This is a genomic window from Ferrovibrio sp. GW821-FHT12F09, from assembly GCF_058806775.1.
The window spans coordinates 1945074-1957907 of sequence record NZ_JBXAPZ010000001.1 but is presented as its reverse complement, the minus strand read 5'-3'; the positions used below and the strand labels follow the sequence as shown (position 1 = coordinate 1957907).

The window sequence follows — 12834 nt, the reverse complement described above, 5'->3', positions numbered from 1 at the left end:
AAACGACCCGAAGGCGTCCCGACCGAGGCGAGTGTTTACGGCCCCGGCCTGGAGAAGTCAAGCGCCGCCCCGCAGCATTTCGGAGCTATTAATGACAGGGGTTGCAAGGACTTGCTCCCCTGCGGATAACTGGGCGGCAGACGGGTGAACACGGGCGAATGGCTGGGCGGAATGGATAGCGTCGAGTGTCTGGTGATCGGGGCGGGCGTGGTCGGCCTGGGCGTGGCCCGGGCCCTGGCCAGACGGGGTCGCGAAGTGGTGATCGCGGAGGCCGCCAGCCTGATCGGCAGCGAAACCTCGTCGCGCAATTCCGAGGTGATCCATGCCGGCATCTATTATCCGGCCGGCAGCCTGAAGGCCCGGCTCTGCGTTGAAGGCAAACAGGCGCTTTACGCCTACTGCGCCGAGCGCGGCGTCGCCCATAACCGCTGCGGCAAACTGATCGTCGCCGCCGATGACAGCCAGATCCCCGATCTGGAGGCGCTGAAGAAAAAGGCTGAGGCCAACGGCGTCGATGACCTGCAATGGCTGACCCGCGACCAGGCCGTGGCGCTGGAACCGCAGTTGCATTGCGTCGCTGCCCTGCTCTCACCTTCCACCGGCATCATCGACAGCCATGGCCTGATGCTGGCCTATCAGGGCGAGGCCGAAGACCACGGCGCCATGCTGGCGCTGAACGCGCCGGTCATCCGCGGCGACGTTGCCAATGACGGCATCGTCATCGAAACCGGCGGCCCGGATGCGATGGTGCTGAAGGCAAAACTGGTGATCAACGCCGCCGGTTTTGCCGCGCAGGGCATCGCCGCCAGGATTAACGGCATCCGGCCCGACAGCGTGCCCGGCTGCTACTATGCCAAGGGCAACTACTTCGTGTTGTCCGGTGTGAAGCCGCCGTTCTCGCGACTGATCTACCCGATCCCCACACCCGGCGGGCTCGGCACCCATGTCACCATCGACATGGGCGGCCAGATGCGCTTCGGCCCCGATGTCGAATGGATCGACAGGGTCGACTACAATGTCGATCCGGCGCGCGGCGAACTGTTTTATGCCGCCGTGCGGGAGTACTGGCCCGGCCTGCCCGATGGCGCGATCCAGCCGGGCTATGCCGGCATCCGGCCCAAACTCAGTCGCGGCGGTGGCAAGACGGGCGACGACTTCCTGATTCAGGGACCGGACCAGAATGGCGTGCCGGGCCTGATCAATCTCTATGGCATCGAAAGTCCGGGTCTCACGGCTTCGCTCAGTATCGGCGAGATGGTCGCCGATATGGCAGAGGGAATAAACTGATGGACGCGACCTGCATTCTGGACGGTAAATTCGCCTTGGCGGAATCGCCGGTCTGGTCGGCAGGCGATCAGAAGCTCTGGTTCGCCGACATCCATGCACCGAACCTGCATCGCTTCGATCCGGCGACGCAGACCCTGGAAACCTGGGGAATGCCGAGCGCGCTGGGCAGCCTTGCGCCGACCCCCGGCCAAGAATTGTTGCTGGCGCGGCGCGACGGCATCTGGCTGTTCGATCCGGCCACCGAACATGAAACCCTGCTGGCCGCCTCGCCGCTGGAAAATGCACGCTTCAACGATGGCCGTTGCGACCGTCAGGGCCGCTTCTGGGTCGGCGGCATGACCGATGACCGCCAGCCCGATACCGCGCTCTATCGTCTGGAGGGCGACCGCGTGCTGCGGCAGGGCCTGGTCGGCGCCATCGCGATTTCGAACGGCCTGGCGTGGAGTCCGGATGGGACAACCATGTATCACGCCGATACGCCGACGATGCGCGTCTGGGCTTACGACTACGACGTGAAGACGGCGGCGATCTCGAACCGCCGGCTGTTCCTCGATCTGCGCGAAACGGCTGAGCGCCCGGATGGCGCAACGGTGGATTCTGCCGGCAACTACTGGGTGGCGCTCTATGGCGCCGGCAAGGTGGCGCAGGTCTCGCCAGACGGCAAACGCCTGCGCGATGTGCGCCTGCCGGCCAATGCGACAACCATGCCCTGCTTCGGCGGGCCCGATCTGAAGACGCTGTTTATTACGACAGCGCGGCAGCGGCACACGGCCGAGGACCTGGCGAAAACGCCGCTGGCCGGCGGCATTTTCGCGATCCCCGTCGAGATTCCGGGCTTGCCGGAAGTGGCGTTTATTTCTGCCTGATCACGCGGTTGCGCAGGATGCCGATCTTCTCGACCTCCAGCTCCACCACATCGCCGTCCTTCAGATAGCGGCCATGCTCCAGGCCGCAACCGTCACCCACCGTACCCGAACCGAAGAACTCGCCCGGATACACGGTCTCATCCGATGACACGCGCGCCAGCAGATCCTCGAACTTGTGATGGATGGTGCTGGAATTGCTGTCGCACCAGGTTTCGCCGTTGACGCGCGCCTGCATGCGCAGGCTGTAGGGATCGCCGATCTCGTCCAGGGTCACCAGGAACGGGCCCATCGAATTGCCGGTATCGAAATCCTTGCCCTTGCAGGGACCCAGCATGCTCTGCATCTCGATCGACTGCGCGTCGCGGGCCGAGAAATCGTTGAAGATGGTGAAGCCGAAGATGTGGTTGCGGGCCTCGGAAGCCTTGATGTTCTTGCCGGTCTTGCCAAGGAAGAAGCCGAATTCCAGCTCGAAATCCATCACCTGGCTGTAGCGCGGCCAGATTACATCGCCTTCGGGGCCGTTCACCGAAAAGCGGTTGGACTTGTAGTAGATGGGAATCTGGTACCAGGTCGGCGGCACCTTCACCTTGCCCATCTTGATCAGCAGCGGACCGAGCAGCGGCTTGCGCATGATGGTCATGCGCTCCATCGCCTGCTGCACATGCTTCTCGAACAGCATGCTGTCGCGGATCTGCTCCGGCACCAGCACCGGCGCATGCAGCCTGGCCTCGCCCAGCGTCACGCGCGTCTCGGCGCGATCCTGCAGGCTTTTCGCCCTCGCCTTGGCCTCGTCGCCGCCCTTGATGATGGCCAGCGTGCTGTCAAAGCTGCCGCCGAGATCGACAATCGTCGCGCCGTCAGCAGTGAGCACGCCGGGACGCTTCTCGCCATGCGCCGCATGGCTGTAGGTGCAGAATTTCATCTGTGATTATTCCTCGAAGATGGCGACGGCGCGGGTCCAGCCGGCGGAAGCGCCGCGGATCTTGTGCGGGAAGCAGGAAATGGTGAAGCCGAACGGCGGCAGCACTTCCAGGTTATGCAGCTTCTCCAGATGGCAGTAGCCGATATGGCGGCCGGCCTTGTGGCCTTCCCAGATCAGCGAGGCATCCTGGCTCTCCTTGAACTTCTCGGCGGTATGCACAAAGGGGGCATCCCAGCTCCAGGCATCCGTGCCGGTGACGCGCACGCCGCGTTCCAGCAGATACATGGTGGCCTTGTAGCCCATGCCGGCGCCGGTGCTGACGTAGTTCGGCTTGCCATAGGCTTTGCCGGCCGCTGTATTGACCACGACGATGTCGTGTTCCTTCAGCGTATAGCCGATGCGCTTGAGCTCGTTCTCGACATCCTTGTCAGTCACGACATAGCCGTCGGGCAGCTTGGTGAAGTCGAGTTTCACACCGTCGCCGAAGCACCATTCCAGCGGCACTTCATCGATGGTCCAGGCGCGCTCGCCGTGGTTCATCGTCGAATGGAAATGATACGGCGCATCCAGATGCGTGCCGTTATGGGTGTTGAGCTGCACATTCTCCACCGCCCAGCCCTCGGCCTCGGGCAGGTCTTCCTCCTTCAGGCCGGGGAAGAACTTCACCACGTCCGACGCGCTGTCCTTGTGACGGATGTAATCGATCTTCGGGCCGAAGCCCGGCGGATCGGACTGGACGTCATTTTCGAGAAAGATGGAGAGGTCGACGAAGCGACGGGGCATAATTCCTCCCAAGGAATCAATTAGGGGACCGGCTCTGGTGGGCGGTTGCCGGCCACAATAACGACCATGGAGAATTTTGTCGATTTTTTTCTTTTTTGTCGTTGACAGCTTCCGCGTCCCGTCGTCACAGTGACCCCATGGGAGACGAGAAGAGCAAAGCCGATATCCGCGACCTGGCCGCCGAAGCCGGCAGCCTGACGGAATCGGCATACCGGAATATTCGCGCCGACATCATCGCCGGCCGCCTCCCCCCCGGCACCAAGCTGCAGATCGACGACCTGAAATCCCGCTACGGCCTCAGCGCCAGTCCGCTGCGCGAAGGCCTCGCCCGGCTGATCAGCCAGGGCTTCGTCTCAGCCGAAAGCCAGCGCGGTTTCCGCGTTGCCGCCATGAGCGCCGAGGACCTGGCCGATATCACGCTGGCCCGCCAGGTGGTGGAGCCCGCCGCACTGAAACGCGCTATCGAGCGCGGCGACGACGCCTGGGAAGGCGCCATTCTCGCGGCTTATCACCGGCTCGACCGCTATGTCGCCCGCATGGAAGGCCAAACGCTGGAGAATTTCACCGAGTTCAGCGACCTGCACAAAGGCTTCCATGTCGCGCTGATCGCCGCCTGCGGCTCGCCGCGCCTGCTGGACGAACAAAGCCGCCTCTACGATCAGGCCGAACGCTATCGCCAGGGCATGATGCAGAATTTCATGGTGATCGGCCATGGCGTGCTGATGCGCGAACACAAGCAGCTTATGGACATGGTGCTGGCGCGCGACGCCGACAGCGCCTGTACCAGCCTGCAACACCATCTCGGCCACACTTACGAATTCTGCTACGGCGAAGACGCCGCAGCGAATGCCAGGCAGGCGGCGCCGCCGTGATTGCCTGACAAAAAAAGAACAACAACGCGGATACATCCTCGGGAGGAAACCATGACCGCAAGAAAAACCACAGCGCTGGCAATGATCGGCGCCCTGATTGCCGCCGGACTGTCGATGACAGCCATGGCGCAGACCAAGGTCAGCGTCGGCTATACCGCCGTCACCGACTTCTCCACGCTGTTCGTCGCCAAGGAGCGTGGCATCTTCGCCAAGCATGGCCTGGATGTCGAACCGGTATTCATCGCCATCAATTCCAACATCCCCGCCGCGATCCAGTCGAATTCCGTGCAGATCGGCGGCCCGACCCCGTCGGTCTTCCTGCAGGCGGTGGATGGCGGCCTCGATCTCGTCACTGTCGCCGGCACCGGCGTCACCTCGCCCGAGGCCGTGAAGGGCGTCGGCGTGGTCGCGCGCCCGGAAGCCAATATCAAGAATCCGCAGGACTTCGTCGGCAAGAAGGTCGGCGCGCCCGGCATCGGCGCCTTCCTGCATGTGCTGTTCCGTCAATGGCTGGTGGAAAAGGGCGTCGACCCCAAGAAGGTCAACTTCGTCGAAGTTTCCTTCCCCACCATGGGCGACATCCTCAAGGCCGGCACGGTGGATGCCGTGGTGACCGCCGATCCCTTCATGGCCCGCATCGTTGGCGCCGGCACCGGCACGGTGGTGGCGAATTACCTGGCCGATCTACCGTTCGACAAGCCCAGCATCATCTACACCACGACGCGAGACTGGGCGGCCAAGAACCCCAAGGCGGTGAAGGCCTATCAGGACTCGATCACCGAAGCGGCCGCCTTCATCAAGGCCGATGAGGGCAAGCTGAAGACCCGGGAGGATATCGGCAAGCATATCAAGCTGCCGCCCGAGATCCTGGCCAGCATCAACATCTCCAATCCGAACCCGGTAGTCTCGGTCGATCAGCTCAACTGGTGGATCAAAGTGATGCAGGGCCAGGACATGCTGCAAGGCAAGCTGGACGCCGCCAAGCTGATCGTGAAATGACCCTGTCCTCCAGCAAAGTGGTCGCCATGCCGCGCAGCGTGAGCCAGGATGACCTGATCACGTTCCGCGGCGTCGATCTCGATCTCGCCGGCCGCCGGATTCTGGAGGGCATCGACCTCCAGATCCGGCGCGGCGAATTCGTCTGCGTCATCGGCCCGTCGGGCTGCGGCAAGACCACCATGCTGCGCCTGATCGCCGGCCTGTTCACGCCGACCAGCGGCACCGTCGATTATGACGGCAAGCCGGTGACCGGGCCGCGCCGCGACATCGCCATCGTCTTCCAGGATTACGGCAAGGCGCTGCTGCCCTGGCGCACGGTCAGCGGCAATGTGGCGCTGGCGCTGGAAGCCATCAACATGCCGCGCGCCGAACGGCCGGCGCGCATCCGGGCTCTGCTGGAAAAGGTGGGCCTCGGCAAGCACGCCGACAAATTCCCCAACCAGCTGTCCGGCGGCATGCAGCAGCGTCTCCAGATCGCCCGCTGTCTGGCTCAGAATCCCAGCGTCCTGCTGATGGACGAGCCTTTCGGCGCCCTCGATGCCATGACCCGCCAGGGGTTGCAGGACGAGATCCTGCAGATCGTGCGCTCGACCGGCACCACCGCTTTCTTTGTCACCCACGATCTGGAAGAAGCGCTGTATCTCGGCGATCGCGTGGTCGCGCTGCATCCCAATCCCGGCCGCATCGGCCAGATTTACGATGTGTCGCTGCCGTATCCACGCGACCAGTTGACCACTCGCGAGCATCCCGAGTTCCTGCGCCTGCGCCGTTCCCTGTTCGACTTCATCAAGGACGCCGAAGCTTGAAGAACTGGCGCGGACTTGTGGTGCCACTCGGCCTGCTGCTGCTGGCCGAGATCGCGGCGCTGATCGCACCGGTCAAAAGTGACACGCTGGCCCCGCCGAGCCAGATTTTCGGTGCCGGCCTGATCGGTATCGGTGACGGCACCATCCTGAAAGCCACCGGCCAGACCTTGCTGGCGACCTTGGGCGGGCTGGGCATCGGCGTCGGGCTAGGCCTCGTCTTCGGCATTCTGCTCGGCCTGTTCCTGATTCTCGATCGCCTGTTCGAATTCCCCGTCGAAGCCTTCCGCCCCATCCCCTCGGTGGCGCTGCTGCCAATTGCCATGATCGGCTTCGGCTTCGGCTACAGCATGGAAATCGCCATCGTCGCCTTCGCCAGCTTCTGGCCGGTGCTGATCCTGACCAAGGCGGCCATTGCCGGCATCGAGCCGCGCCTCCTGGAGGTCAGCCGTGCGCTGGGCTTCAACCTCTTGCAGCGGGTCTGGAAAATCGTTCTGCCGGCGGCCCTGCCGCGCATTTTCGTCGCCTTCCGTCTGGCGGCTGGCGTGGCGCTGATCGTCGCCGTCACTGTCGAGATCGCCATCAATCCCCTGGGTCTTGGCTATGCCATGATGGCGGCGCAGCAGTCGCTCAATCCCGCGCTGATGCTGGCGCTGCTGCTGTGGATTGGCGTAGTCGGTTGGGGCTTCAATGCCCTGCTGCTGGTGCTGCAGCAGCGGCTGTTCCGCAATATCGGCGGCGCCGTGGAGATGCATCCATGAAGCGCTTCGGCACGTTCCGCATCCTGTGGATGATCGCCAGCATCGGCGTCGGCCTTGCCATCGTCTGGCTCTGGCAGGTCGCCGCCGACAATCGCTGGGTCTCGCCTGTTTTCCTGCCCGGCCCCGACCGCGCCTGGGCGGCGCTGGTGCGCGGCTTCAGCCGTGGCGAACTGCTCGTCAGCCTGACCGGCACGATCGAACGCATGGTCTATGGCTGGCTGCTGGCCTCGCTGGTCGGCGTGGCGCTCGGCGCCCTGATCGGCATCTCGGCGCGCGCGCGGGCCTATCTCGGCCCCATGCTGGAATTCCTGCGCCCGCTGCCCGCATCGGCCATCATTCCGGTGGCCATCGCCCTGCTCGGCCTGTCGGACGGCATGGTGTTGGCGGTGATCGCCTTCGGTGCGCTCTGGCCCATGCTGCTCGCCACCATCCACGGCTTCGTCGCCGTCGAGCCGCGGCTTTATGAAGTGAGCCGCGCGCTGGGGCTCAGCCGCCTGGAAGTGATCTGGAAAATCGCCCTACCCAATGCCATGCCCGACATTCTCTCCGGCATGCGGCTCGGCCTTACCATTGCGCTGATCCTCGCCGTGGTGGGCGAGATGCTGGCTGGCCGCCAGGGCCTGGGCCAGTGGATTCTGCTCGCCGCCCGCGCCTTCCGCGCGCCTGACTTGTTTGCCGGCGTCATCCTGCTCGGCCTGCTCGGCTTTGCCAGCGCATTGGTGCTATCGGCCGTCGAACAGCACCTGCTGCGCTGGCGCAAATCCCACTAGGAGATCGCATGAGAAAGCCCCGCCGCATCGTTACCGGCCATAACGCCGCCGGCAAATCCGTGGTCGCCATCGACACGGTGATGGCGCCGACCCTGGAAAAGCCCGAGATCGGCGTCGCTTTCTTCGAGGTCTGGAATACCGCCGGCAGCCCGGTGACCGTCGATAATGGCAAGGACCCGACGGACCGCAAACTGCAGATCGAGCCGCCGAAGCAGGGCAGCATCATCCGCTTTGTCGATTTCGGTCCCAAGCGGCCGGATGCACCGGCCATGACCAAGGAACTGGCGCAGGCCGCCTTCGCCCTGGTCGGTTCGGCCCATGCCTCGACCTGGAAGCCGGACAGTCCGCATCCGATGATGCATCGCACGGAATCCATCGATTACGGCATCGTCGTCTTCGGCGAGATCACGCTGGTGCTGGACGACGGCTCGGAAACCCATCTGCAGGCCGGCGATGTGGTGGTGCAGCGCGGCACCGACCATGCCTGGGAAAACCGCTCGCCCGTCAATCCGGCCCGCATGGCCTTCATCCTGCTGGATGGTGCATTTTCTCCGGAAGTGCGTAAGCTGATCGAAAAGGCTTGAAGCTTCCGGGAGAGAGTATGATCGAGACCGAGACCCCCGCCCTGCTGTGGACTCCGACGGCCGAACGTATCCGCCGCAGCCAGCTGCATAAATACATGCAGTGGCTGCGCAGCGAGCGCGCCCGCGACTTCAAGGATTACGATAGTCTGTGGCGCTGGTCGGTCAGCGATCTGGAGGGCTTCTGGGCCTCATTGTGGGATTATATCCAGATCAAGGCATACAAGCCCTACGACAAAGTGCTGGCGAAACGCGAGATGCCGGGCGCGCAGTGGTTTACCGGCGCCGAATTGAATTTCGTCGACCAGGTCTTCCGGCACGCCACCGATACCAAGCCGGCGATCCTGTATTCTTCCGAGACCCAGCCGCTGCAGCAGATGTCCTGGCGCAGCCTGCAGGATCAGGTCGCCTCCGTCGCCGCGCATCTGCGCAGCATTGGCGTGAAACGTGGCGACCGCGTGGTCGCCTACGCGCCCAACACGCCGGAAACCATCATCGCCTTCCTCGCTGTTGCCAGCATCGGCGCGGTCTGGTCGGTCTGCTCGCCCGATATGGGGCTGAATGCCGTGCTCGACCGCTTCCGCCAGATCGAGCCAGTTGCACTGTTTGCCGTGCCGTCGAGCCACTACAACGGCAAGCACCTCGACAAGGGCGACGTGCTGACCGCGCTGATCGCCGAGCTGCCCACGGTGCGGAACCTGATCCTGCTGCCGGGCCGGAGCGACCACCCCCTGCCGGCCCGCGTACAGACCACCGGCTGGGCCGACGTGATCGCAAAGCCTGCAGAAATGACGGTGGAACCGGTGCCATTCGACCATCCGCTCTGGGTGGTCTATTCCTCGGGCACCACCGGCCTGCCCAAGCCGATCGTGCATGGCCATGGCGGCGTGGTCATCGTCATCATGGTGATGACGGCCCTCCATAACGATCTCGGGCCCGACGATATCTTCCACTGGTATTCGAGCACCGGCTGGATCATGTGGAATGCCCAGGTCGCCGGCCTGCTGGTCGGGTCGACCATCGCCATCTATGACGGCAGCCCGAGCTGGCCCGACTGGAACCGGTTGTGGCAGTTTGCCGGCGAAGTAAAAGCCACCTTCTTCGGCGCCGGCGCTGCTTTCTATGCCAACTGCCAGAAGGCCGGCGTGGAGCCGCGCAAGGTCGCCGACCTGTCCAGCCTGCGCACGATCGGATCGACAGGTTCACCGCTCTCGGAAGATTCATACGCCTGGATTTATGGCCAGCTCGGCAAGGACATCTGGCTGGCGCCCATCTCCGGCGGCACCGATTTCGCCGGCGGCTTCGTCGGTGGATGCGTGCTCAAGCCGGTCTATGCCGGCGAGATGCAGGTGCGCTGCCTCGGCGCCGACATCCAGGCTTTCGACGACCACGGCAAGCCGCTGACCGACGAGGTGGGTGAACTGGTCTGTGCGTCGCCACTGCCCTCCATGCCGCTGTTCCTGTGGAACGACAAGGACGGCAAACGCTATCACGACAGCTATTTCGACGTGTATCCGGGCATCTGGCGCCATGGCGACTGGCTGCGCATCACGCCGCGCGGCGGCGCCATCATCTATGGCCGCTCGGATGCCACCATCAACCGCTACGGCCTGCGGCTCGGCACATCCGAAATCTACCGCGCGGTGGAAGAACTGCCCGAGGTGCTCGACAGCCTGGTGGTCGACCTCGAATTCCTGGGGCGCGACAGCTACATGCCGTTGTTCGTGGTGCTGCGCGAGGGCATCGTGTTGGATGCCGCCCTGAAGGAGCGCATCAACCAGGCGATCCGCAAGGCTGTATCAGCCCGCTTCATCCCGAACGATATTTTCCAGGTGGCCGAAGTGCCGCGCACGCTGTCAGGCAAGAAGCTGGAAGTGCCAGTGAAGAAAATCCTGCTTGGCCAGCTGGCCGACAAGGTTTCCAATCCCGGCACCATGGCCAATCCCGGCAGCCTCGCCTGGTTCGTCGATTTCGCGAAACAGCGTGCGGCCTAGGTGCCCGGCCTGAGCTGCGCGCGCCGCGCGAGCAGGATGCCGCCCAGCACCACGATGCCGCCGGCGATCTGCAGCGGCGCCAGGCCCTCGCCCAGCCACAGCCAGCCGAAGAAGGCCGCCGCCACCGGCTGGATCAGTACCACCAGCGAGGAAAACGATGCCGGCAGGTGGCCGAGCGCGTAGGCGATCAGGCTCTGCCCCAACGCATGGCTGATCCAGGCCAGGCCGAACAGGATCGCCCAGCCGTTCAGGCTGGCCGGCCACAACCCCTCGCCCATCAGCCAGGTGGCCGGCAGCAGCACGAGGCCCGAGACCAGGCTCGACCACAGCATGATCTCCTGGCTGCTGTGGCGGCCGCGCAGTTTGGCCACCGCAATCATATAGGCGCCATAGAACATCGCCGTGGTCAGCGCCAGCAGATCGCCGAAGACATTGTCGCCGCCGATCTGGAAGCTGGCGCCAACCAGCATCATGGCGCCGCAGATCGAAACCAGCAGAGCCACCAGGAAGGCGCGCGAGATTTTCTCGCGCAGCACCAGCCAGGCCCCCAGCGTCACCACAACAGGCGCAAAATTGGATAACAGCGTCGAATTGGCCACCGAGGTGTATTTCACCGCCAGGTGCCAGAAGAACAGATCGCCCGCAAACAGCAGGCCGGGGATCAGCAACACGCCCCAGGGCGGCATCCCCGGCAGCGATGGCCGGCTTTCATCCGCCGGCCGCAGATGCCAGACCAGCCAGAGCGGCGGCACGGCCAGCATCGTCCGGTAGAACCCCGTGGCGGTCGGGCCGACTTCCGAGATGCGCACAAAAATCGGCGAAAAAGCGATGGCGATGGCGCCCAGAATGAGGGCGCCAAGCGCGAGACGGCTGGCAGAGACGGGGGACGACGACATGGAGAGGCAACACGCTGTTTTTATATCGCCAAGGGCTTAGCCCCTGGGGCGGGGAAACACAACGGCGCGATTGCCGCGTTTTTACGCAAATCACTGAGAGCACACATTCTTGTGCGCTGCAGTAACGGCGATTAAGGGTTGATTTGCAGGGCTGCCGTTCCGTATCGTCTGGACGCTGATTTCAAGAACGCCGTCGATGACGGCATCCAGGAGGAAACAACAATGAAACGCCTTATGTTTGGCGCGGCTCAGCTCCGCAATGTCGCCTTGGCCGGCCTGCTCATCGCCGCGCTCGGCGCCCCGGAAAGCGCCGTGGCGCAGGCCAAGAACCTGTCGATCGTCACCGGCGGCACCGGCGGCGTTTATTATCCCCTCGGCGGCGGCCTCGCCAATCTGCTGACCAAGCATGTGCCGGGCTGGCAGGCGACCGCCGAAGTCACCGGCGGCTCGGTCGACAACCTGAAACTCGTCGGCGCCAAGCGCGCCGATATCGGCTTCAGCATGGCCGATGCCTCGCTCGACGCCTCCCGCGGCGAAGACAAGTTCAAGGGCGCTGCCGTAAGCCATCGCACGCTCGCCGTGCTGTACCCGAACGTCATGCATGTGGTGACGACGGCTGCCAGCGGCATCAACACGATGGCCGATCTGAAGGGCAAGCGCGTTTCCACCGGTTCGGCCGGTTCGGCCACCGAGGTGATGGCCTTCCGCGTGCTGGAAGCCGCCAATCTCGACAAGGACAAGGACATCAAACGCGAGCGTCTCGGCGCCGCTGAGTCGACCAACGCGGTCAAGGACGGCAAGATCGACGCCTACTTCTGGGTAGGTGGCGTGCCGACTTCGGCCGTCACCGATTTGGGCGCCACCCCTGGCACCAAGCTCAAGCTGATCGACCATTCGGAAGTCGTTGCCAAGATGAACGCCAAGTACGGCCCGCTCTATGCCACCGGCAAGATTCCGTCGGGCACCTATCCGGGCCAGGACAAGGACAATGCGATGTCCAGCGTCTGGAACATCCTGTTCGTGGCCGACAGCATGCCCGATGATGTGGCCTACAACATCACCAAGACCATCTTCGAGAAGCGCGACGAATGGGCTCAGGTTCATGCCGAGGCCAAGAACGTCAAGCTGGAGAGCCAGCTGAAGGATAATACGCCGGTGCCGTTCCATCCGGGCGCACTGAAGTATTTCGCCGAAAAGGGTGTCAAGACCGGCAGCTGAGCCGAACGCGCTTCACCATAAACTTCGCGTAAAACTACAAGAGCCCCGCCCCGGCATTGGCCGCGGCGGGGCTCACTGTTAA

Annotated in this window: 13 protein-coding genes; 10 read left to right on the top strand and 3 right to left on the bottom strand. The window is 63.8% G+C overall.

Annotated elements, in window-relative coordinates:
• Positions 1-171 precede the first annotated feature (171 nt).
• The gene (locus tag AC1ROB_RS09710; protein ID WP_492971386.1) at positions 172-1287 is read left to right on the top strand and encodes an NAD(P)/FAD-dependent oxidoreductase; all 1116 of its coding nucleotides are present in this window, start codon (positions 172-174) and stop codon (positions 1285-1287) included.
• Positions 1287-2153, top strand: coding sequence for an SMP-30/gluconolactonase/LRE family protein (locus AC1ROB_RS09705; protein WP_492971387.1), 867 nt, complete (start codon positions 1287-1289; stop codon positions 2151-2153). The genes AC1ROB_RS09710 and AC1ROB_RS09705 overlap by 1 nt, the downstream gene beginning before the upstream one ends.
• On the opposite strand, the gene AC1ROB_RS09700 is transcribed toward AC1ROB_RS09705, so the two are convergent.
• Together AC1ROB_RS09700 and AC1ROB_RS09695 are read right to left on the bottom strand one after the other, a co-directional pair.
• A complete protein-coding gene (locus AC1ROB_RS09700; RefSeq protein ID WP_492971388.1) occupies positions 2140-3075 on the bottom strand; it encodes a fumarylacetoacetate hydrolase family protein in 936 nt (311 codons plus the stop codon). The genes AC1ROB_RS09705 and AC1ROB_RS09700 overlap by 14 nt on opposite strands.
• Before the next feature lie 6 nt (positions 3076-3081).
• Positions 3082-3858 (bottom strand): cyclase family protein, encoded by a 777-nt coding sequence (locus tag AC1ROB_RS09695; protein WP_144069049.1) that lies wholly within the window; start codon positions 3856-3858, stop codon positions 3082-3084.
• 137 nt (positions 3859-3995) lie between these two features.
• Between AC1ROB_RS09695 and AC1ROB_RS09690 the strand changes: the two genes are divergently transcribed.
• The 7 genes from AC1ROB_RS09690 to AC1ROB_RS09660 are packed head-to-tail and all read left to right on the top strand — an operon-like array spanning position 3996 to position 10638.
• Positions 3996-4730 (top strand): GntR family transcriptional regulator, encoded by a 735-nt coding sequence (locus tag AC1ROB_RS09690; RefSeq protein WP_492971389.1) that lies wholly within the window; start codon positions 3996-3998, stop codon positions 4728-4730.
• A 51-nt stretch (positions 4731-4781) separates the two neighbouring features.
• Positions 4782-5729: an ABC transporter substrate-binding protein gene (locus tag AC1ROB_RS09685; RefSeq protein WP_492971390.1), complete on the top strand. Its 948-nt coding sequence runs from the start codon at positions 4782-4784 to the stop codon at positions 5727-5729.
• Positions 5726-6535, top strand: coding sequence for an ABC transporter ATP-binding protein (locus AC1ROB_RS09680; protein WP_492971391.1), 810 nt, complete (start codon positions 5726-5728; stop codon positions 6533-6535). Before AC1ROB_RS09685 ends, AC1ROB_RS09680 begins: the two co-directional genes overlap by 4 nt.
• Positions 6532-7293 (top strand): ABC transporter permease, encoded by a 762-nt coding sequence (locus AC1ROB_RS09675; RefSeq protein WP_492971392.1) that lies wholly within the window; start codon positions 6532-6534, stop codon positions 7291-7293. Before AC1ROB_RS09680 ends, AC1ROB_RS09675 begins: the two co-directional genes overlap by 4 nt.
• The gene (locus AC1ROB_RS09670; RefSeq protein ID WP_492971393.1) at positions 7290-8063 is read left to right on the top strand and encodes an ABC transporter permease; all 774 of its coding nucleotides are present in this window, start codon (positions 7290-7292) and stop codon (positions 8061-8063) included. Before AC1ROB_RS09675 ends, AC1ROB_RS09670 begins: the two co-directional genes overlap by 4 nt.
• An 8-nt stretch (positions 8064-8071) precedes the next feature.
• Complete coding sequence (locus AC1ROB_RS09665) at positions 8072-8647, top strand: cupin domain-containing protein (RefSeq protein ID WP_492971394.1); 576 nt, start codon at positions 8072-8074, stop codon at positions 8645-8647.
• Positions 8648-8664: 17 nt separating this feature from the next.
• A complete protein-coding gene (locus tag AC1ROB_RS09660) occupies positions 8665-10638 on the top strand; it encodes an acetoacetate--CoA ligase (RefSeq protein ID WP_492971395.1) in 1974 nt (657 codons plus the stop codon).
• Here AC1ROB_RS09660 and AC1ROB_RS09655 read toward each other — a convergent pair.
• Positions 10635-11534, bottom strand: a complete 900-nt coding sequence (locus AC1ROB_RS09655; protein WP_492971396.1) for a DMT family transporter — start codon at positions 11532-11534, stop codon at positions 10635-10637. The two genes, AC1ROB_RS09660 and AC1ROB_RS09655, sit on opposite strands and share 4 nt — an antisense overlap.
• A gap of 222 nt (positions 11535-11756) precedes the next feature.
• Between AC1ROB_RS09655 and AC1ROB_RS09650 the strand changes: the two genes are divergently transcribed.
• Positions 11757-12752, top strand: coding sequence for a TAXI family TRAP transporter solute-binding subunit (locus AC1ROB_RS09650; RefSeq protein ID WP_492971397.1), 996 nt, complete (start codon positions 11757-11759; stop codon positions 12750-12752).
• The last annotated feature ends 82 nt before the right edge of the window (positions 12753-12834 follow it).

What these genes read in the sequence shown, in the direction of transcription:
- AC1ROB_RS09680 (WP_492971391.1), top strand. Translation starts at nt 5,726, where the DNA reads ATGACCCTGTCCTCCAGCAAAGTGGTCGCCATGCCGCGCAGCGTGAGC.
- AC1ROB_RS09650 (WP_492971397.1), top strand. Translation starts at nt 11,757, where the DNA reads ATGAAACGCCTTATGTTTGGCGCGGCTCAGCTCCGCAATGTCGCCTTG.
- AC1ROB_RS09695 (WP_144069049.1), bottom strand. Translation starts at nt 3,858, where the DNA reads ATGCCCCGTCGCTTCGTCGACCTCTCCATCTTTCTCGAAAATGACGTC.
- AC1ROB_RS09665 (WP_492971394.1), top strand. Translation starts at nt 8,072, where the DNA reads ATGAGAAAGCCCCGCCGCATCGTTACCGGCCATAACGCCGCCGGCAAA.
- AC1ROB_RS09710 (WP_492971386.1), top strand. Translation starts at nt 172, where the DNA reads ATGGATAGCGTCGAGTGTCTGGTGATCGGGGCGGGCGTGGTCGGCCTG.
- AC1ROB_RS09655 (WP_492971396.1), bottom strand. Translation starts at nt 11,534, where the DNA reads ATGTCGTCGTCCCCCGTCTCTGCCAGCCGTCTCGCGCTTGGCGCCCTC.
- AC1ROB_RS09690 (WP_492971389.1), top strand. Translation starts at nt 3,996, where the DNA reads ATGGGAGACGAGAAGAGCAAAGCCGATATCCGCGACCTGGCCGCCGAA.
- AC1ROB_RS09705 (WP_492971387.1), top strand. Translation starts at nt 1,287, where the DNA reads ATGGACGCGACCTGCATTCTGGACGGTAAATTCGCCTTGGCGGAATCG.
- AC1ROB_RS09700 (WP_492971388.1), bottom strand. Translation starts at nt 3,075, where the DNA reads ATGAAATTCTGCACCTACAGCCATGCGGCGCATGGCGAGAAGCGTCCC.
- AC1ROB_RS09660 (WP_492971395.1), top strand. Translation starts at nt 8,665, where the DNA reads ATGATCGAGACCGAGACCCCCGCCCTGCTGTGGACTCCGACGGCCGAA.
- AC1ROB_RS09685 (WP_492971390.1), top strand. Translation starts at nt 4,782, where the DNA reads ATGACCGCAAGAAAAACCACAGCGCTGGCAATGATCGGCGCCCTGATT.
- AC1ROB_RS09670 (WP_492971393.1), top strand. Translation starts at nt 7,290, where the DNA reads ATGAAGCGCTTCGGCACGTTCCGCATCCTGTGGATGATCGCCAGCATC.